The 17466-nt window shown below is 65.6% G+C and carries 14 protein-coding genes and 1 pseudogene; 9 read left to right on the top strand and 6 right to left on the bottom strand.

Features of this window, described 5'->3' with window-relative positions; all coding sequences use genetic code 11:
• Window positions 1-3: 3 nt before the first annotated feature.
• Window positions 4-174: pseudogene (locus Q0044_RS17010) on the bottom strand (hypothetical protein); the annotation flags it as partial.
• Between the two features lie 140 nt (window positions 175-314).
• Between Q0044_RS17010 and Q0044_RS12060 the strand changes: the two are divergent.
• Window positions 315-1553, top strand: a complete 1239-nt coding sequence (locus tag Q0044_RS12060; RefSeq protein ID WP_298162532.1) for a DNA methyltransferase — start codon at window positions 315-317, stop codon at window positions 1551-1553.
• Here Q0044_RS12060 and Q0044_RS12055 read toward each other — a convergent pair.
• A complete protein-coding gene (locus Q0044_RS12055; protein WP_298162530.1) occupies window positions 1550-2038 on the bottom strand; it encodes a hypothetical protein in 489 nt (162 codons plus the stop codon). The two genes, Q0044_RS12060 and Q0044_RS12055, sit on opposite strands and share 4 nt — an antisense overlap.
• 58 nt (window positions 2039-2096) lie before the next feature.
• On the opposite strand from Q0044_RS12055, the gene Q0044_RS12050 reads away from it, so the two are divergent.
• On the top strand, window positions 2097-2738 hold the full coding sequence (locus Q0044_RS12050) for a hypothetical protein (protein ID WP_298162529.1): 642 nt from the start codon (window positions 2097-2099) through the stop codon (window positions 2736-2738).
• A 30-nt stretch (window positions 2739-2768) separates the two neighbouring features.
• Here the strand turns inward: Q0044_RS12050 and lepA are convergent, their stop codons facing one another.
• Window positions 2769-4577, bottom strand: a complete 1809-nt coding sequence (gene lepA / locus Q0044_RS12045; protein WP_298162527.1) for a translation elongation factor 4 — start codon at window positions 4575-4577, stop codon at window positions 2769-2771.
• A 225-nt stretch (window positions 4578-4802) separates the two neighbouring features.
• Here lepA and Q0044_RS12040 point away from each other — a divergent pair, with 225 nt between their 5' ends.
• Window positions 4803-5945, top strand: coding sequence for an efflux RND transporter periplasmic adaptor subunit (locus tag Q0044_RS12040; protein WP_298162526.1), 1143 nt, complete (start codon window positions 4803-4805; stop codon window positions 5943-5945).
• 9 nt (window positions 5946-5954) lie between these two features.
• Entirely contained in the window at window positions 5955-9041 is a 3087-nt protein-coding gene (locus tag Q0044_RS12035; protein ID WP_298162525.1) for an efflux RND transporter permease subunit, read from the top strand.
• A 328-nt stretch (window positions 9042-9369) separates the two neighbouring features.
• On the opposite strand, the gene Q0044_RS12030 is transcribed toward Q0044_RS12035, so the two are convergent.
• Window positions 9370-12051, bottom strand: a complete 2682-nt coding sequence (locus Q0044_RS12030; RefSeq protein ID WP_298162523.1) for a TonB-dependent receptor — start codon at window positions 12049-12051, stop codon at window positions 9370-9372.
• Between the two features lie 234 nt (window positions 12052-12285).
• A complete protein-coding gene (gene nhaA / locus Q0044_RS12025) occupies window positions 12286-13497 on the bottom strand; it encodes a Na+/H+ antiporter NhaA (protein ID WP_298162522.1) in 1212 nt (403 codons plus the stop codon).
• A 215-nt stretch (window positions 13498-13712) separates the two neighbouring features.
• Here nhaA and Q0044_RS12020 point away from each other — a divergent pair, with 215 nt between their 5' ends.
• The 4 genes from Q0044_RS12020 to Q0044_RS12005 all read left to right on the top strand — a co-directional run bounded on the left by Q0044_RS12020 (window position 13713) and on the right by Q0044_RS12005 (window position 16767).
• Window positions 13713-15116 (top strand): protein adenylyltransferase SelO, encoded by a 1404-nt coding sequence (locus Q0044_RS12020; protein WP_298162521.1) that lies wholly within the window; start codon window positions 13713-13715, stop codon window positions 15114-15116.
• Window positions 15117-15223: 107 nt separating this feature from the next.
• Window positions 15224-15736, top strand: a complete 513-nt coding sequence (locus Q0044_RS12015) for a DUF2975 domain-containing protein (RefSeq protein WP_298162520.1) — start codon at window positions 15224-15226, stop codon at window positions 15734-15736.
• A gap of 8 nt (window positions 15737-15744) precedes the next feature.
• Complete coding sequence (locus Q0044_RS12010; protein ID WP_298162519.1) at window positions 15745-15981, top strand: helix-turn-helix domain-containing protein; 237 nt, start codon at window positions 15745-15747, stop codon at window positions 15979-15981.
• A 354-nt stretch (window positions 15982-16335) separates the two neighbouring features.
• Window positions 16336-16767, top strand: a complete 432-nt coding sequence (locus Q0044_RS12005; protein ID WP_298162518.1) for a DoxX family protein — start codon at window positions 16336-16338, stop codon at window positions 16765-16767.
• Here the strand turns inward: Q0044_RS12005 and Q0044_RS12000 are convergent.
• Complete coding sequence (locus Q0044_RS12000; protein ID WP_298162517.1) at window positions 16736-16927, bottom strand: DUF2256 domain-containing protein; 192 nt, start codon at window positions 16925-16927, stop codon at window positions 16736-16738. The two genes, Q0044_RS12005 and Q0044_RS12000, sit on opposite strands and share 32 nt — an antisense overlap.
• Window positions 16928-16982: 55 nt before the next feature.
• Between Q0044_RS12000 and Q0044_RS11995 the strand changes: the two genes are divergently transcribed.
• A complete protein-coding gene (locus tag Q0044_RS11995; RefSeq protein ID WP_298162766.1) occupies window positions 16983-17465 on the top strand; it encodes a MerR family transcriptional regulator in 483 nt (160 codons plus the stop codon).
• Window position 17466 lies beyond the last annotated feature (1 nt).

Genomic DNA, 17466 nt, shown 5'->3' with positions numbered 1-17466 from the left:
CCCTCAATCCTCATCCATCTTCAGCGCGGCGATGAAGGCCTCCTGCGGAATCTCGACCTTGCCGAACTGACGCATCCGCTTCTTGCCGGCCTTCTGCTTCTCCAGCAGCTTCTTCTTGCGGGTCGCGTCGCCGCCGTAGCATTTCGACGTCACGTCCTTGCGCAGGGCCTGCAGACGTCGGTCACGCTGGAAGCGGAGCCTTGACGAGTAGGCCCTGGGTGGAAATAAAATCGTTTCACAACCCTTGCATGTTTCCGTTTTGTTCCTCATGGTGTCGCTGTCGCCCCTGCCAGACTCGCGCTAGGAAGTTCGCCATGCAAACAGCCCTCGCCCTTCAGACAGATTTTTGGCCGGCGGCGACGCGAGAAGATGCATCAAGTCGGGATTTGGTCGCACAATTGAAGGCCTTTACCTTCAACGGCGCACCGACAATCGTCGAACATTGGAACGGGGTGCCGTTTCTCTACAACGAATTCTGGACTGCCCGGCAACGACAGGCGCACAGAATCCATGAGGTTAGCTATCGGGCCTGTTTCAAGCCCCAGCTGCCTGCATTCTTCATCGATCGCCTGACCCGACGCGGCGATCGCGTCTATGACCCCTTTATGGGGCGGGGCACGACGCCGATCGAAGCGGCGATCCTGGGACGCCATCCTGTCGGCAACGACGTCAATCCCCTCAGCGCCTTCCTTGTCCGCCCCCGTCTGCACGCCCCCTCTGACATGGATGTCGAAAGGCGACTGAGAGAGATTGATTGGGCTTGGCACGGTCCGATGCGCGAGGACCTGCTGGTCTTCTACCACCCCACGACCCTGGGGCAGATTCATGCACTTCGCCAATGGTTCGCCGATCGGGAAACGGCTGGAACCTTCGACGCCGTGGATGACTGGATTCGGATGGTGGCGATCAACCGCCTGACAGGCCACTCCCCCGGATTTTTCTCGGTCTACACCCTGCCCCCGAACCAGGCCGTCTCGATCGACGCTCAAACGAAGATCAATGCAAAGCGGGATCAGACGCCACCGGTCCGATCCGTTCCGGCCATCATCTTGAAAAAGTCACGCTCTCTGCTGGGCGACGCACCGTTCCGGGCTGCGGAAAGCCAGCTCTGCACCGGCCCCAGCGATGCAACGCCAGACATCGGCGCCGCCTCTGTCGATCTGGTGGTCACGTCGCCGCCCTTCCTGGACGTGGTCCAGTATGCCCAGGATAACTGGCTGCGTTGCTGGTTTGCGGACGTCGACATGTCCAACGTCGCCATCGCCATGCACAAGAAGGTCGAGGACTGGCAGGCGTTCGTGCGCTCGACCTTTACAGAGCTGGCCCGCGTCGTCCGCCCTGGCGGCCATGTCGCCTTCGAAGTCGGAGAGGTCCGCAACGGCAAGGTGCAGCTTGAAAAGGTCGTCCTCGACGCCATCACGGGCCTGCCGTTCGAACCGCTCGCCGTCGTAGTGAACGTGCAGGAGTTCACCAAAACCGCCAACTGCTGGGGCGTGGGCAACAACGTCGCGGGAACGAACACGAACCGGATCGTAGTCGCGCGACGGCTCTAGTCGTGTAGCTCGTTCAGTTCAGGAACGACCTTGCTGTAGAAGTTTGCGCGGCTGATCAGGGTCGATGGTCCCAATTGGCCGTCCAGATACAACGCTCGGATCAGGTCGGCCGGCACGATGTAGACCGGCACCTTCGGGAAGGTCGTGATATCGGAGCAGATATAGCCGCCGATCGCATCCAGCTTGGCGAAGAAGCCGTCCTGAGCAAATTTGCGACCGCTGCCCACCATATAGCTAGGGCAGAAGTAGATGCTTTTGCTGATGGAGCGCACCTCCCACTTGCCGCCGATCTCGTCGAGCAGGTCGTATCCGGCCCCTTCCGACGCCGCCAGCTTCCAGCCCGGGAATGCGTCACGAATCCGCCGTTCCAGCAGAAAGGAAACCCGCCGTCCGTCCCGGAAATACAGTTCTACATCCGCCGCAGGGATGCCCATGGACGCCGACAGGGCGTCGAGATCCCATTCGAACAACAACTTGTGTGGCACGGCCGACCCCTGACGACTCAAGATAGGAGTCATATTCCCTACACTACCGGAGGATCGCATGACGGTCTTGAATCGATTGAAGAGCATCCTCGATCTGGCCAAGCCGGTAATCAAGGACGCTCCGTTTGCAGACGTTATCAAGCTGATTTCAAGACATGACGTCATTCCGTTCGACGTGACCGACATTGCGCATCTCGCGCTGCTCGACAGGATCGATCAGGCCATGAAGGCCTGCGTAGCTCGGGTGCGCCGCGAGCCTATCGTGACAAGCCGCCCCAATGAGGCGGGAAATAAGATCGAAAAGCCTCTCGCCGAAGAGCTGGAGCGCGCCGGTCTTGAAGTCAGGGATATCTTGAACGCACGAGGCAAGAAGCAAGCCACTGGCTATCCGGACCTTTTGGTCTGTCACAACGGTGTCCTAGCGTATCTCGAGTGCAAGACCTACTCGGCTAAGAACAGGACGTCCGGAAACCGTAGTTTCTATTTCTCGCCGTCCGAAACCTTCAAAGTGACCCAAACGGGTCATCATCTGCTCGCGGCATTTGAATTAGAACAGATCGAGGTCAATGGCGTGAAGGGGCGAGCACCCGTCTCCTTCACGCTCACCGACTTGTCCGGCCTTACTTGCACGCTGAAGTTGGAATTCAACGCGAGCAACAAGGCGCTCTACGATCCTCGGGCCGTCCTTCTCAAAGGTTGAGTGGAGCCCAAACGAACCGTCTGCCGTCTATCAATCCTCGTCCATCTTCAGCGCGGCGATGAAGGCTTCCTGCGGGATCTCGACCTTGCCGAACTGGCGCATCCGCTTCTTGCCGGCCTTCTGCTTCTCCAGCAGCTTCTTCTTGCGGGTCGCGTCGCCGCCGTAGCATTTGGAGGTCACGTCCTTGCGCAGCGCGCGGACGGTTTCGCGGGCGATGATCTTGCCGCCGATGGCCGCCTGGATCGGGATGACGAACATGTGGGGCGGGATCAGGTCCTTCATCTTCTCGACCATGCCCCGGCCGCGCGTCTCGGCCCTCCCGCGATGCACCAGCATCGACAGGGCGTCGACCGGCTCGGCGTTAACGAGGATCGACATCTTCACAAGGTCCCCGACCTTGTAGTCGGTCAGTTCGTAGTCGAACGAGGCATAGCCCTTCGAGATCGACTTCAGCCGGTCGTAGAAGTCGAACACCACCTCGTTCAGCGGCAGCTCATAGACCACCAGCGCCCGTGAGCCGACGTAGGACAGTTCGATCTGCGAGCCGCGCCGGTCCTGGCACAGCTTGATGACGCCGCCGAGGTATTCGTCGGGCGTCAGGATGGTGGCCTTGATCCACGGCTCGCTGATGGTCTCGATCTGCATCACGTCGGGCAGGTCGGCGGGGTTGTGCAGGTCGATCTCGCGCCCGTCGCGCAGGCCGATCTTGTAGACCACCGAGGGCGCCGTCGCGATCAGGTCGAGGTTGAACTCGCGGGACAGGCGCTCCTGGATGATCTCGAGGTGCAGCAGGCCGAGGAAGCCGCAGCGGAAGCCGAAGCCCAGCGCGGCCGAGCTTTCCATCTCGAAGGTGAAGGAGGCGTCGTTCAGCCGCAGCCGGCCGATGGCGGCGCGCAGGTCCTCGAAATCGGCGGCATCGACCGGGAACAGGCCGCAGAAGACCACCGACTGGACCGCCTTGAACCCCTTCAGGGGCTCGGCCGTGGGCCGGCGTTCGTCGGTGATGGTGTCGCCGACGGCGGCGTGGGCGACCTCCTTGATCTGGGCGGTGATGAAGCCGACCTCGCCGGGGCCGAGGCTCTCGACCGGGGTGTTCTTGGGCAGGAAGACCCCGACCCGGTCGATCAGGTGGGTCGAGCCGTTCTGCATCATCTTGACGCGCATCCCGGCCTTCAGCGTTCCGTCGAAGACCCGGACCAGCACCACGACGCCGAGGTAGGGGTCATACCAGGCGTCGACCAGCAGGGCCTTCAGAGGCGCGTCCGGGTCGCCCTTGGGCGCCGGCAGGCGGGTGACGATGGCCTCCAGCACCTCCTCGATGCCGATGCCGGACTTGGCGCTGCACAGGACGGCGTCCGAGGCGTCGATGCCGATCACGTCCTCGATCTGCTGCCGCACCCGTTCAGGCTCGGCCGCGGGCAGGTCGATCTTGTTCAGGACCGGCACGATCTCGTGGTTGTTGTCGATGGCCTGATAGACATTGGCCAGGGTCTGGGCCTCGACGCCCTGCGACGCATCCACGACCAGCAGCGAGCCCTCGCACGCCGCCAGCGACCGCGACACTTCGTAGGCGAAGTCCACATGCCCCGGCGTGTCCATCAGGTTCAAGACATAGTCGAGCCCGTCCTGGGCCCGATAGTTCAGACGCACCGTCTGCGCCTTGATCGTGATCCCCCGCTCCTTCTCGATATCCATCGAATCAAGGACTTGCGCCGACATTTCGCGCGCGGTCAGGCCCCCGGTGAATTGAATCAGCCGGTCGGACAGTGTCGATTTGCCGTGGTCGATATGGGCGACCACCGAGAAGTTTCGGATGCGTTCGATAGGGGGCGTCGTCATGGTGCGGCGCGGTTAGCATGGGTGGCGCGTCAGCGCCAACGCAGCAGGCGTGCGGCGACGGACCGCAACCGCATTCGGCACGGATTACATCGTAGTAATGGCGCCGCTTGAGATTTGGAGGCGACGCTCGAACGCGGTATGAGGCCGCGCTTGCCGGACGCCCCGTGGCGCCGGTCGACGCCTTCCGGCGGCTCCCCCTGCCCGCCCAGACAACAGGATCGCTCCGTGGCCCCCACGACCTCGACCCGCCTGCTCCAATCCTCCACCCTCGCGCTCGTGCTCGGGCTGTCCCTCACGCTCGCCGCCTGCGGAGGCGGAGGGGAAGAGAAAAAGGCCGACGCGCCCGCTGCGTCCGGGCCGACGGTCACGGTCGCGCCCGCTGCGGTGACCAGCCTTCCGCGCATCATCACGGCCTCGGGCAACGTCTCGGCCTGGGAAGAGGTGCCGGTCGGCGCCGAGACCGGCGGCCTCGTCGCTACGGCCGTCTATGTCGACGAAGGAACATATGTTCGCCAGGGCCAGCCGCTGGTCCAGCTGAACGACTCCCTGCTGCGAGCCCAGCTGCGGCAGCAGCAGGCGAGCGTCCAGACCGCCGAAGCCAATCTGGCCCGGGATGAAGCCGCCCTCGCCCGTTCGCAGGAGCTGAAGGAACGCGGCTTCCTAAGCCAGGCGTCGCTGGATACGGCCCTCGCCAACCAGCGCGCCTCGACCGCCAATCTGGCGGCGGCCCGCGCGTCGCTGTCCGAAACCCAGACGCGCCTTTCGCAGGCGACCCTGCGGGCGCCGGTCGCCGGCCTCATCATCAGCCGCAGCGTGACGCGCGGTCAGATCGTCCAGGCCGGGACCGAGATGTTCCGCATGGTGCGTGACGGACGCCTCGAACTCGACGCCCAGGTGCCGGAAACCGAGCTGGCCCTTGTCCGTGCCGGCCAGTCAGCGACCATCTCCTCTGACCAGGTCGGCCAGACGACCGGGCGCGTCCGCATCGTGACGCCCGAGGTCGATGCCGCGAACCGGCTCGGCACCGCCCGCATCGCCCTGTCGGGCGGCGCCGGCTTCCGCCCCGGTATGTTCGCCAAGGCCGAGATCGATGTCGGAGCCCAGCCCACCATCACCGTGCCGACGGCGGCCGTTCTGTACCGCGAGAACCGCTCGGGCGTGTACGTCCTGATGACCAACAACCACGTCCGCTTCCAGCAGGTGACGGTGCTGTCCCGCTCTGCGGAACGCACTTCTGTCACGGGGCTGAACGCCGGAGCCCAGGTCGTCGTCGACGGGGCCGGCTTCCTCGGCGACGGGGACCGGGTCAACGTCGTCGCTGCGGGCGCTCCCGCTGCGCCTGTCGCCGCCGCTCCGGCCGCGCGCTAGAGCCTGACCATGAAGAACATCTCCTCCTGGTCGATCAAGAATCCGATCCCGATCATCCTGCTGTTCACCCTGCTGACCATTGCCGGTCTGCTGAGCTTCAACAGCATGCGGATCAACAACAACCCGGACATCGACTTCCCGCTGGTGTCGGTGACGGCCGCGCGGCCGGGCGCGGCGCCCAGCGAGATGGAGGTTCAGGTCACCCGGCTGATCGAGGATTCCCTCGCCGGCCTGTCAGGCGTGCGCCACATCAACTCCCAGGTCATGGACGGCGTCTCCTCCACGACCATCGAGTTCGAACTGGGCACGGACACTGAACGCGCCACAAACGACGTGCGCAATGCGATGAGCGGCCTGCGCGCCGACCTGCCGCAGGACATGCAGGAACCGGCGGTCCAGCGCATCGACATCACCGGCGACGCCCTGATCACCTGGGTCGTCCGCTCCACGACCATGACGCCGGAAGAGATCAGTTGGTTCGTCGACAACGACATCAGCCGAACCCTCCTGGCCATCAAGGGTGTCGGCGAGGTCAACCGCTCGGGCGGCGTGGATCGCGAGATCGCCGTGGAGCTGGATCCCGACCGCCTGGCCTCCTACGGCTTGACGGCGGCTGCGGTCAGCCAGGCCCTGACCGGCGTCAACTCCGACCAGCCGGGCGGACGCGTGACCATTTCCGGTTCGGAGCGTTCGATCCGGACCCTCGGCGCAGCAACCTCGATCGAGGGACTGCGCGAGACCCTGATCCCCCTGGGCGGCGGCCGCACCGTGCGTCTGGGCGATCTCGGCACGGTTGAGGACCACTGGTCCGAGCCGCGTCGTCTCGCCCGCTACAACGGCCAGGAGGCCATCACCTTCAACTTCCTGCGCTCCCGCACCGCCTCGGAAGTCCGCATCGCCGAAAAGGTCCGCGAGGCCGTCGCGAAGATTGACGAGGATCATCCCGAGCTCGAGATCCAGCAGGTCACCGCCAGCGTCGAACAGATCGAGGAAAGCTACATCGCCTCGCTGGAGGCCCTGCTCCTCGGCGCTGTTCTCGCCGTGATCGTGGTCTTCATCTTCCTGCGCGACTGGCGGGCGACCTTCATCACCGCCATGGCCATGCCCCTGTCTCTGATCCCTGCCTTCGCCATTCTGGGGCCGATGGGACAGTCGCTGAACGTGGTCAGCCTGCTGGCGCTGTCGCTGACCATCGGCATCCTCGTCGATGACGCCATCGTGGAGATCGAGAACATCGTCCGGCACATGCGGGACGGAAAGTCGCCCTACAACGCCTCGATGGAAGCCGCCGACGAGATCGGTCTGGCCGTTGTGGCGACGACCGCCACCATCATCGCCGTCTTCGCGCCGGTCGGCTTCATGCCCGGCATCATCGGCCAGTTCTTCAAGGCCTTTGCCCTGGCCGCCTGCGTCTCGGTGGCCTTCTCCCTCGTCGTGGCGCGAACCCTCACCCCCCTGATGGCCGCCTACCTGCTCAAACACCACAAGCATGAGGACCGCGACCCGTTCTGGATGGCCGGTTACCTGAAGTCGCTGAGCTGGAGCCTGAACAATCGCTGGAAGGTCTTCGGCATCGGCACGGCCCTGTTCCTCGCCACATCCCTGTTGATCGCGCCCCGGGTGCCGTTCGAGTTCCAGCCCTCGGGCGACGTGGCCCGGGCCGGATTCTCCGTCGAACTGCCGCCGGGCGCGACCCTGGCCCAGACCGACGCCGTTGTTCAGCGCCTGACCCATGACCTGCGCGCGCGGCCGGAAGTGACCTCGGTCTACGCCTCCGTCGGCGGCCAGGATGTCAACCAGGCCAACCTCTATGCCGACCTTTTGCCCAAGGGTGACCGCGACCTGAGCCAGCAGGAATTCGCCCGCGCCATGGTCGACAGCTGGAAGGACATTCCGGGCGCCCGGATCGGCGCCGGCATCGCCAACCAGGGCGGCGGTCCGTCGGACGGCACGAGCTACACCTTCTCCATCCTGAGCGACAGCGGCGAGGCCCTGCAGTCCGCGGCGCGTCAGGTCGAGGCAGAGATGCGCACGGTTCCGGGCCTGGCCAATGTGGTCAACACCGCCTCCATCGCCCGGCCCGAAATCCTGGTCACGCCCCGACCGGACCAGGCCGCCTTGATGGGGGTCTCGACCAGCGCCATCTCCCAGGCGGTGCGCGTCGCCACCATCGGCGACGTCGATCAGAACCTGCCCAAATACAACCTCGGTGACCGCCAGGTGCCGATCCGTCTGCGCCTGACGCGCGACGCTCGCGAGGACCTGTCGGTGATCGAGAACCTGAGAGTTCCGACCGCCACAGGCGGCGCAGTCCCGTTGAGCGCCGTGGCCGACATCCAGTTCGGCGCCGGCCCGTCCCAGGTGCTGCGTCAGGATCGCTCGCGTATCGCCTCGATCACGGCCGAGCTCGACGGCATAAGGTCCGGCGAGGCCGGCGTCCTGGTCCAGAAGCTGCCCTCGGTGCAGAACCTGCCCGAAGGCGTGCGTCAGGTGCCGGCGGGCGACCAGGAGTTCATCGCCGAGATGATCAACGGCTTCGCCATCGCCTTCATGACCGGCATCCTGCTGATGTATGCCGTTCTGGTTCTTCTGTTCCGCAGCTTCGCCTATCCGGTCACCATCATGGCCTCCCTGCCGCTCGCCATCGGCGGGGCCTTCGTGGCGCTGATGATCGGCGGGTCCAGCTTCTCCATATCGTCCCTGATCGGGGTGCTGATGCTGATGGGCATCGCGGCCAAGAACTCCATCCTGCTGGTCGACTACATCGTCATCGCCGAGCAGGAGGGCATGAAGCGGATCGACGCCATCATGGACGCGGCGCACAAGCGCGCCCGCCCGATCCTGATGACCACCTTCGCCATGGGCGCCGGCATGATCCCGGTCGCCGTCGGCTGGGGCGCCGACGTCGAGTTCCGTCAGCCTATGGCCATCGCGGTCGTCGGCGGCTTGATCTCCTCGACCTTCCTGTCCCTGCTGTTCATCCCGCCGATCTTCACCATCGTGGATGACGTCTCGAGCTGGGCCCGTCGACGGATGGGCGGAATGTTCGCAGGCCAGCACCAGACCCAGGCCGCAGAGGCGACGCCCGCGGAGTAGCCGGCCCGGCGCCGATTCAGCGCGGCCTGCCGCGCCTTGCCCCCTGTTCGCTGAGCCGGGTCAGGCCTCGGCAGGGCCGCACTGACGCTTGCGATCAGGCTGGCCCCATCCGGACGCGGAACGGCCGGGCGATGCATGCGTGAGGCTTTAGCCCCTGGCCTTCGCAGGGCCGCTCCGCGTCGCGGCCCCACCGGCCGGGCGGGACGTTCGGGGCCTCGCCCAACGGTATTCGCTTCGCCTGACCTTCACCCGACAGCCTGCGACCGGACATGAAAAAGCCGGCCGGGGTCGCCCCCGGCCGGCTGTCTCGTTCCCTGTATCGCCGGGATCAGTACTTGAAGCGCAGCGTGCCGCCGAAGGTGCGCGGCGCGCCGAGGAAGGCGTCATAGGTCTGGGTGTCCAGGTTGCCGTTGTAGAAGGTGCCCGGGTTGGTGCCGGCCGCCTGAACGGTGCTCTGGAAGGCGGTGCCTTGCAGCGGCGCATTGTAGCCGACCTGCAGATACTCTTCGTCGGTGAGGTTCTGGGCCCAGATTTCGAGGGTCCAGCGTTCGTCCTCGCTGCCGATCGAGACGCGGCCGTTCACCGTGGAGAAGGCGTCCTGCAGCTTGTAGGGCAGCAGGTCCGACCCGGTGTTGTATTCCGTCATATACTTGCCGGCCAGGCTGAAGCCGGCGCGCAGGCCGTTGCCCAGGCTACGGTCGAAGTTGATCGACAGCGAAGCCGACCATTCCGGAGCGAAGGACGGACGCGATCCGGGCAGCAGCGACGCGGCCGGGAAGTTGTTCGGATCGACGAGGTCGGCCGCCTTGAACACGCCGTACTGGGCGTCGGTATAGGTCACGCCGCCTTGCAGGCTCAGGCCCTCGACCGGGGTGAACCAGACCATGTCGGCGTCGACGCCGCGCGAGGTCAGCTCGGGGATCGGCTCGACGGTGAAGCCGACGCCGTTGAAGGTGTTGAGCTGGAAGTTCTCGAACGTCTGGTCGAAGTAGGTGGCGTTCAGCAGCAGGGTGCGCTCGACGAGGGTCATCTTCACCCCGGCTTCGTAGCTGTCGACATACTCCGACGGGAAGTACAGCGACGACACCGGCGTGACGGTGCCCGTGCGGTGCACGCGGTCGAGGTTGTAGCCGAAGCTCTTGTAGCCGCGGGCGTACGAGACGTACCCGAGGACCGAGTCGTTCAGGCGGTAGGACGCCTTGATCGTGCCGCTCAGCTCGCTGTCGTCGGTCGATTGGCTAATGTCGCGGTTGTTGAAGGCGCTGTTGGTGAAGGGCAGGCAGATGGCGCCCAGGATACCGCCGACGTTGGCGGCGCCGAGGCCCGTGGCAAGGGCGCCGGCGTTCAGCTGGGCGGCCGTACAGGCGTTGCCGTTGCCGTTCACGTTCCGCTGGCGACCCTCGAGAGACTTGTCATCCATCGTGTAGCGCAGGCCCACGGTGAGGTCGAAGGCGTCGGTGACGTGGAAGGTGTTGTTCGTGAACAGGGCGAAGGAGGTCGACTCCTGATCATAGGTGTCGGCATAGCCCTGACCGAGGGTGAAGCCGGGGCCCGAGCCGACCGCGGTCGGAACCGTAACGAGCGCGCCGCCCGGGCCGACCGGCAGGGAGCCGGAGCCGCCGCTGGCCAGGCAGCCCAGCAGGCCGGTCGGCGTGCCGGTCTGGCCGGTGCGGGTGAAGCAGCCCAGCGCGCTCGGCGAGATCGGGATGGAGGGGCTGGCGCGGTTCAGGTTCGCCGTCAGCAGCAGGGAGATGTACGGCGTGTAATCAGAGCCGAAGAACCAGCTGTCGCGGCGGTTGATGTCTTCCTTGGTGGCGAAGACGCCGACCAGCCAGTCCAGGCGATCGGTCGCGCCCGCCAGGCGGAATTCCTGGGTCAGGTTCTCGACGCCGTAGCCGTTCTGTCCGTCCTGGACGCGGTACGCGATGTCGGCGCCCGTGTAGTCAATGTCCTGGCCGAGGTCGGTCGACCAGTCGCGATACGAGGTGACCGAGGTCAGGGTCGCGCCGCCGAACAGCGACGGCAGATCGAAGTTGGCTTCCAGCGAAACGCCGGCGTCCTGGATCTCCTGGCCGCTCGAGCGGTTGGCGAAGGCCGTGCGCGAGTAGGGCAGCGAACCACCGTTGGGCGCGGTCGCGACAGGAGGACGGGCGCCCGAACCGGTCGACAGCAGGTCGATGAAGGCCTGGGTCGAGGACGAGCGGATCTGCACGCCGGTGCAGCAGTATTCGTCGCGGGAGGTGTAGTCGGCGATCAGGCGGAACGACGTGCTGTCGTTCGGCAGCCACAGCAGCTGGCCGCGGACCGAACCGAAGTCCTGGTTCTGGTCATCGGTCTCCGGACGCGGGCCGTCGCCGGTGTCGACGGTGTAGAAGCCGTCGCGGATCCGGCGCGCGCCGTACAGGCGGAAGGCCAGGGTGTCCGAGATCGGGCCGGTGACCGAACCCGAAGCGCCCAGGGCGCCGAAGTTACCGGCGGTGAACTCGGCGTCGTAACCCGGGGTGAACGACGGAGCTTCTGTCAGGATGTTGATGACGCCGGCCGAGGTGTTCTTGCCGAACAGGGTGCCTTGCGGACCCTTCAGCACCTCGATGCGGCTCATTTCGCCCAGATCGCCGAAGCCGACCGAGTTGCGCGAGCGATAGACCCCGTCGATCACGACGCCGACAGAGCTTTCCAGACCGGGGTTGTCGCCCACCGTGCCCACGCCGCGGATGCGGGCGGTGGTCGAGGCTTCCGACGAGGTCGAGGTGACGGTCATGCCCGGGGTCAGGATCTGCAGATCCTTGATGTCCCTGACGCCTGCGTCCGACAGGGTTTCCTGCGACAGGCTGGTGACCACGATCGGCACGTCCTGCAGGTTCTGCTCGCGCTTCTGGGCGGTGACGATGATGTCGTCGACCGTGGACTGCGCGCTGTCCTGGGCCGAGGCGACCCCGGCGAAGCCGAAGGCCACGGCACCGACGACGGCGACGGACGCGGTGCAACGAAGAATTTGAGTAAGACGCATGGATGGCTCCCGGCTCATGGCCCGACGCCTCCTCTCGGAGCGCGTCGTGGCGTTTCCTGATTCCCAACCCGCGCTCTTCTTTCGGAGCGTCGGATTCTCGAAGGTTTTGCGTAAGGCAAGCCGCACGGCGGGACAAGGCGAAGCCACGGCTCACGCCATGTTTCAGCCTTGCGACAGCGCGCTGTGTGACGCGAAAGCGACAGAATGTGATGACCCTAGGTCAATATTCGTGTCTCAGGATTCAGTAATCGACCCTGAAGAGGCTTCGGATCCTCGCGTCCGCCTGGACGCGAGCGACAGGACCACACCGCCCAGGGTGGCGGAGAGCACCGAGCCGAGGATCACGCCCAGCTTGACCTCGACCTGTTCGGGGGAATCCACTGCGCCCGGGAAGGCCAGCGCGCCGATGAACAGGCTCATGGTGAACCCGACCCCGCAAAGCAGACTGACTCCATAGACCTGGAGCCAGGTGGATCGACTGGGTTTCGCGCCCAGCCCCAGACGCGTGACGAGCCAGGCGGCGGCGAACACGCCCAACTGTTTGCCGATGAACAATCCGGCGGCAATTCCGAGAACGAGCGGGGCCAGCATCTGATCCAGCGACAGTCCTGCGAAAGAGACCCCGGCCTTGGCGAAGGCGAACAGGGGCAGGACCAGCCAGGCGACATAGGGGTGCAGGTCGTGCATCGCCTCCTTCAAGGGGCTCTGACCATCGGCAGCCCGCGGGCTCACCGGCACGATGCAGGCGAAGGCGACCGCGGCCAGCGATGTACTCAATCCCGCCTGCACGCTGAGCCACCAGACGGTGAGAAAGCCCATGACCCAGAAGGGCGCGGCGATCGTTCGACGGGACATCAACGCCCCGAAGACCAGCAGCGCTCCGGCCCAGGCCAGCGGCGCCCAGTCCACGCCCGCGCTGAACAACACGGCGATCAGTCCGATGGCGCCGAGATCATCGACGATGGCGAGTGTCAGCAGGAAGACCCGCAGCGACGAAGGCAGTCCCTTTCCGACCACGGCGAAGACGGCGAGCGCAAAGGCGATATCGGTGGCCAGGGGGATGGGCCAACCCTGATGCGGACCCTGCAAGCCCGTGGAGATCAGCAGATAGACACCCGCCGGCGCCAGCATCCCGCCCAGAGCCGCCGCGACGGGGGTCACAAGCTTCTTCGGATCGCTGAGCTCGCCCTTGAGGATTTCGTATTTGATCTCCAGTCCGACCACGAGGAAGAACAGGGCCATCAGCCCTTCCTTGATCCATTCCGAGACCGACAGTTGCAACGACAGCGGCCCGGCCTGGAACAGGTGCTCGCTCTTGAGCCAGTGGAAATAGGCCTCCGACAGGGGCGAGTTGGCGACGATCAGGGCGGCGACGGCGGCCAGTCCCAGAACTACGCCCGAGGCCGTTTCGGTCTTCAGAAAGTCGAGAGTCAGTTTGTGCGCCACGGCGGCCTCCGGTCTGGAAAGGTCTGTTCCGTGGCGTCCGGTTATCGACGGACGCCGGACCGGGTTCGTCGCCCTGCCCTTAAAGCACTAAGCGACGCCAGCCTGGCCGCAAGGGCCTGATCTCTGCGCGCAGAATAGCCGCAGCAGCGCGGGCGGCAACCGATTCCGCTCCGACCACGGTTGCGTCCCACGGTTCCAGGCCGCATCTGGCCGCCATGCCCGTTGGACCCGCCTATCGCCCCGAACCGCATTTCTTCGATCTGGGAGATGAGTATGGCGACGCTGTCCGCCCCGCCGACTTCCCGGAGACCATTCTGCGGGTTCGCAATGACCGCGCCGCCGCGACCGTGGGTCTCGACGGCCTGACCGACGCCGAATGGATTACCGCATTCGGCCGTTTCCAGCCCCTGCCCGGCCAGCCCGGGCCGATGGCCATGCGCTATCACGGGCATCAGTTCCGCACCTACAACCCCGACCTCGGCGACGGTCGCGGCTTCCTCGCAGCGCAGATGAGGGCCGACGACGGGCGGCTCCTTGATCTGGGAACAAAAGGGTCCGGCACGACTCCCTGGTCCCGCTCGGGCGACGGCCGCCTGACCCTCAAGGGCGGGGTGCGCGAGGTCCTGGCGGCCGCCATGCTGGAGGCCCAGGGCGTCCCGACCAGCCGGGCCCTGTCCCTGATCGAGACGGGCGAGCCGCTGGAGCGCGGCGACGAGCCCTCCCCGACCCGCTCCGCCGTCCTCGTCCGGCTTCAGCACAGCCACGTCCGCTTCGGGACCTTCCAGAGGGCCGCCTTCTTCGGCCGCGTCGACCAGATCGAGACCCTGGTCGAGCATGTCCGCGCCCTCTACCACCCGACCGTCGCCGCCGGAGACGCCCCCGGCCTGCTGGCCGCCATCGTCGCGGCCTCCGCCCGTCTGACCGCCCGCTGGATCGCCGCCGGCTTCGTCCACGGCGTGCTCAACACCGACAATCTGAACGTCACGGGCGAGAGTTTCGACTACGGCCCGTGGCGGTTCCTGCCGTCCTACGAACCCGGCTTCACCGCCGCCTATTTCGACTCGACCGGCCTCTATGCCTTCGCGCGCCAGCCGGAGGCGGTGTTCTGGAACCTGACCCAGCTGGCCGGGTGTCTGAAACTGGTCGCCGGGGTCGAACCCCTGACCGAGGCGCTGAACGGTTTCGGCCCGGCCTATATCCGCGAACTGCGGACCGCCTTCCTCGACCGTCTGGGCGTGAAGAGCCTCGGCGAGGCCGCCGACCAGCGGCTTCTCGACGCCACCCTGGCCTTGCTGCGCGAGAAGGGCGAGAGCATCCGGTGGGAGCCCCTGTTCCACGACTGGTTCGCGGGCTTCTCATCCTCGGCCCGGGCCCTGGCCGGTCCGCGCGCGGGTCAATGGCAGGGCGAGGCCTTCGACGCCTTCCGCTTCGCCCTGTTCGAGCACGAGCCCGACCGGCCCGAACGACTGGAGCATCCGGCCTTCGCCCGCCCCGATCCGGAAGAGATGCTGATCGGAGAGGTCGAGGCGATCTGGGCCGCGATCGACGCGACCGACGACTGGTCGCCCCTGCACGAAAAACTGGCCCGGCTGGAAGCGACCCGCGCCGCCCGCGCCTGAACCTTACGAAAGTTTCATATCGTTTATCGAGAAAGTTCTTGATCGATAATCAATGAACTCATATCGACTATCGACATAGCCGCGCTGAGCGGCAGGGAGGTAGCCAAATGAAGCTCATCGGTCGTCGTTCCGTCGCCAGCGCCCTGCGCTGGGTGCTGGGGTTCGTGAATGTGTTCGTGACCGGCACGGTCGTCGCGACCGGTGTGACGCTTCTGGCGTCACTTGTCGTGCCGGACCTCCCCCTTCAATTCGGTCTTCCGAGCGGCTCCAGCGCAAAGATACTTTTCGCCAATCCGCACGCCACCTTCCTCGCTGCCTTCCTCGCCACGCTCAGCACCTGGTGGATCCTCAACCGCCTGCGCCGGATGTTCCTCGCCGTGAACCAGGGCGACGCCTTCGAACGCGCCAATGTCGGACGGCTTCAGGGCGTCGGTGTCGGCCTCATCGGCGTGCAGGTCAGCGCCTTCATCCTGGCCTGGACCGTTCCGGAAGGGATCATCGACGACCTCGACTATTCGATCGATCTCGGCGCCTGGCTCGGCATCCTGATCGTCTTCATGCTCGCCGAGGTCTTCCGCCAGGGCGCGGCCATGCGCGACGATCATCAGATGACGGTCTGAGGCGCACCATGGCCATCATTGTGCAACTGGACGCTATGCTCGTCGAACGCCGCATGTCGCTGACGGAACTCAGCGACCGTGTCGGGGTCACCATCGCCAACCTCTCGATCCTGAAGACCGGCAAGGCACGCGCCATCCGCTTCTCCACCCTGGACGCCCTGTGCCGAGAACTGGGCTGCCAGCCCGGCCAGCTGCTGGCCAACACGCCGGAACCTCAGCCGCAAGGGGAAGGCGGCGAGGACTGACCCCGATCGCCCCGGCCCGTTGCGCCGGGGCGACGCAATTCGAGGGCCCCGGAACCCCGCCATAGCGGCATTTCCGCCACGGGAAACATTAAGTCATCATCTGATGTCATCGATTGATGTCTACGGCTGATGACATTCCGGCCCAGCCCTGCCATATCTCTCTTCAAGGCGGCGGTCCTCGCGGATTACCGACTTGTATGAATACGGCCACGCTGCTGCCCCGTACCTGCGGCACAGCTTCTTCATCACCTTCGGTTACGGTGTGGTTTGCGACCTCTTGCGGAACCCGAAGTTCGATCTGATCTAGACACTGTTACCAATTCATCCGTCCTCCCCGACGAAACGAAAACACCAATGTCAACGACCTTCACCCCGGCGACCCGCGCCCCGATCTCCGCCGCCCGCGCCCGCGCCGTGGCCGGCTACCGCAACCTCGCCCTCTGGACCCTCCAGGGCTGGGCCGCGATGTTCTTCTTCGCCGCCGGCTACGCCAAGCTGACCGAACCGCTCGACAATCTGGTCGCCCTGATGAACTGGCCGGCCCTGGTCAGCGAGAACCTCGTGCGCGGCGTCGGAATCGTCGAGGTCGTCCTGGCGCTCGGCATGCTGGCTCCGCTGATGTCGTGGAAGCTCGGCCGCTGGCCCCTTCTGATCTCGGCCGCAGGCCTGATCGCGCTGGAAGTCGTCATGCTGGCGGTCCACGCCTTCAGCTTCGACATCGGCCTGGCCCTGACCAACCTCGCCCTGCTGGCAATCACGATCCCGGTCCTGCTCGGCCGTCGCTGACGCCCGCGCGCCGACAGCGGTCGGAACAGAACTTCACCTGATCCCAGTCGCGGGCCCACTTCGCCCGCCACACGAACGGCCTGCCGCAGGAGACGCACGTCTTCTGCGGCAAATCGCGCTTGTCGGGCGCAGCGCCCTTGTTGACGTGTTTGCGCGCCATTGATCCGGAAAGCTTCCCTTTACGTCCGCGTCAAGTTTGAGCTATGTCAGTCGTCATGGCGACCGCCGACGATCATCGCACCTATTCGATCCGACAGCTCTGCCGGGAGTTCGGCGCGACCGCGCGCGCGCTGCGCTTCTATGAGGACAAGGGCCTTCTGACCCCGGCGCGCAAGGGCCAGACCCGTGTCTATGACGCCCGCGACCGCGCCCGGCTGAAACTGATCCTGCGGGGACGCCGCATCGGCTTCACCCTGACCGAGATCCAGGAGATGCTGGACCTCTACGACCGGAACGACGGCAACACCCATCAGATGGCCATCGCCCTGGCGCGCCACCGCGCCCAGATCGAGGCCCTGAAACAGCAGCGCGAGGACCTCAACGCCGCCATCGAGATGGCCGAAGAGGCCTGCGCGGCGATGGAATCCCGCCTGTCCGAACAGCGTCCCGACCTTCTGCCCGGCGCCGAGGAATATGCCTCGGTGCTGCGACAGCACCTCGACCACCACGCCCATCATCCGTTCAAGCTGAGAGCCTGAC

It is taken from the genome of Brevundimonas sp. (assembly GCF_027484365.1).
In the GTDB taxonomy this organism is placed as follows: domain Bacteria; phylum Pseudomonadota; class Alphaproteobacteria; order Caulobacterales; family Caulobacteraceae; genus Brevundimonas.
This window is presented reverse-complemented; position numbering and strand designations above follow the sequence as displayed.

Coding starts and splice junctions, on each gene's coding strand:
- Q0044_RS12060 (WP_298162532.1), top strand. CDS start 315: ATGCAAACAGCCCTCGCCCTTCAGACAGATTTTTGGCCGGCGGCGACG.
- Q0044_RS12050 (WP_298162529.1), top strand. CDS start 2,097: ATGACGGTCTTGAATCGATTGAAGAGCATCCTCGATCTGGCCAAGCCG.
- lepA (WP_298162527.1), bottom strand. CDS start 4,577: ATGACGACGCCCCCTATCGAACGCATCCGAAACTTCTCGGTGGTCGCC.
- Q0044_RS12035 (WP_298162525.1), top strand. CDS start 5,955: ATGAAGAACATCTCCTCCTGGTCGATCAAGAATCCGATCCCGATCATC.
- Q0044_RS12030 (WP_298162523.1), bottom strand. CDS start 12,051: ATGCGTCTTACTCAAATTCTTCGTTGCACCGCGTCCGTCGCCGTCGTC.
- Q0044_RS12020 (WP_298162521.1), top strand. CDS start 13,713: ATGCCCGTTGGACCCGCCTATCGCCCCGAACCGCATTTCTTCGATCTG.
- Q0044_RS12015 (WP_298162520.1), top strand. CDS start 15,224: ATGAAGCTCATCGGTCGTCGTTCCGTCGCCAGCGCCCTGCGCTGGGTG.
- Q0044_RS12010 (WP_298162519.1), top strand. CDS start 15,745: ATGGCCATCATTGTGCAACTGGACGCTATGCTCGTCGAACGCCGCATG.
- Q0044_RS12005 (WP_298162518.1), top strand. CDS start 16,336: ATGTCAACGACCTTCACCCCGGCGACCCGCGCCCCGATCTCCGCCGCC.
- Q0044_RS12000 (WP_298162517.1), bottom strand. CDS start 16,927: ATGGCGCGCAAACACGTCAACAAGGGCGCTGCGCCCGACAAGCGCGAT.
- Q0044_RS11995 (WP_298162766.1), top strand. CDS start 16,983: ATGGCGACCGCCGACGATCATCGCACCTATTCGATCCGACAGCTCTGC.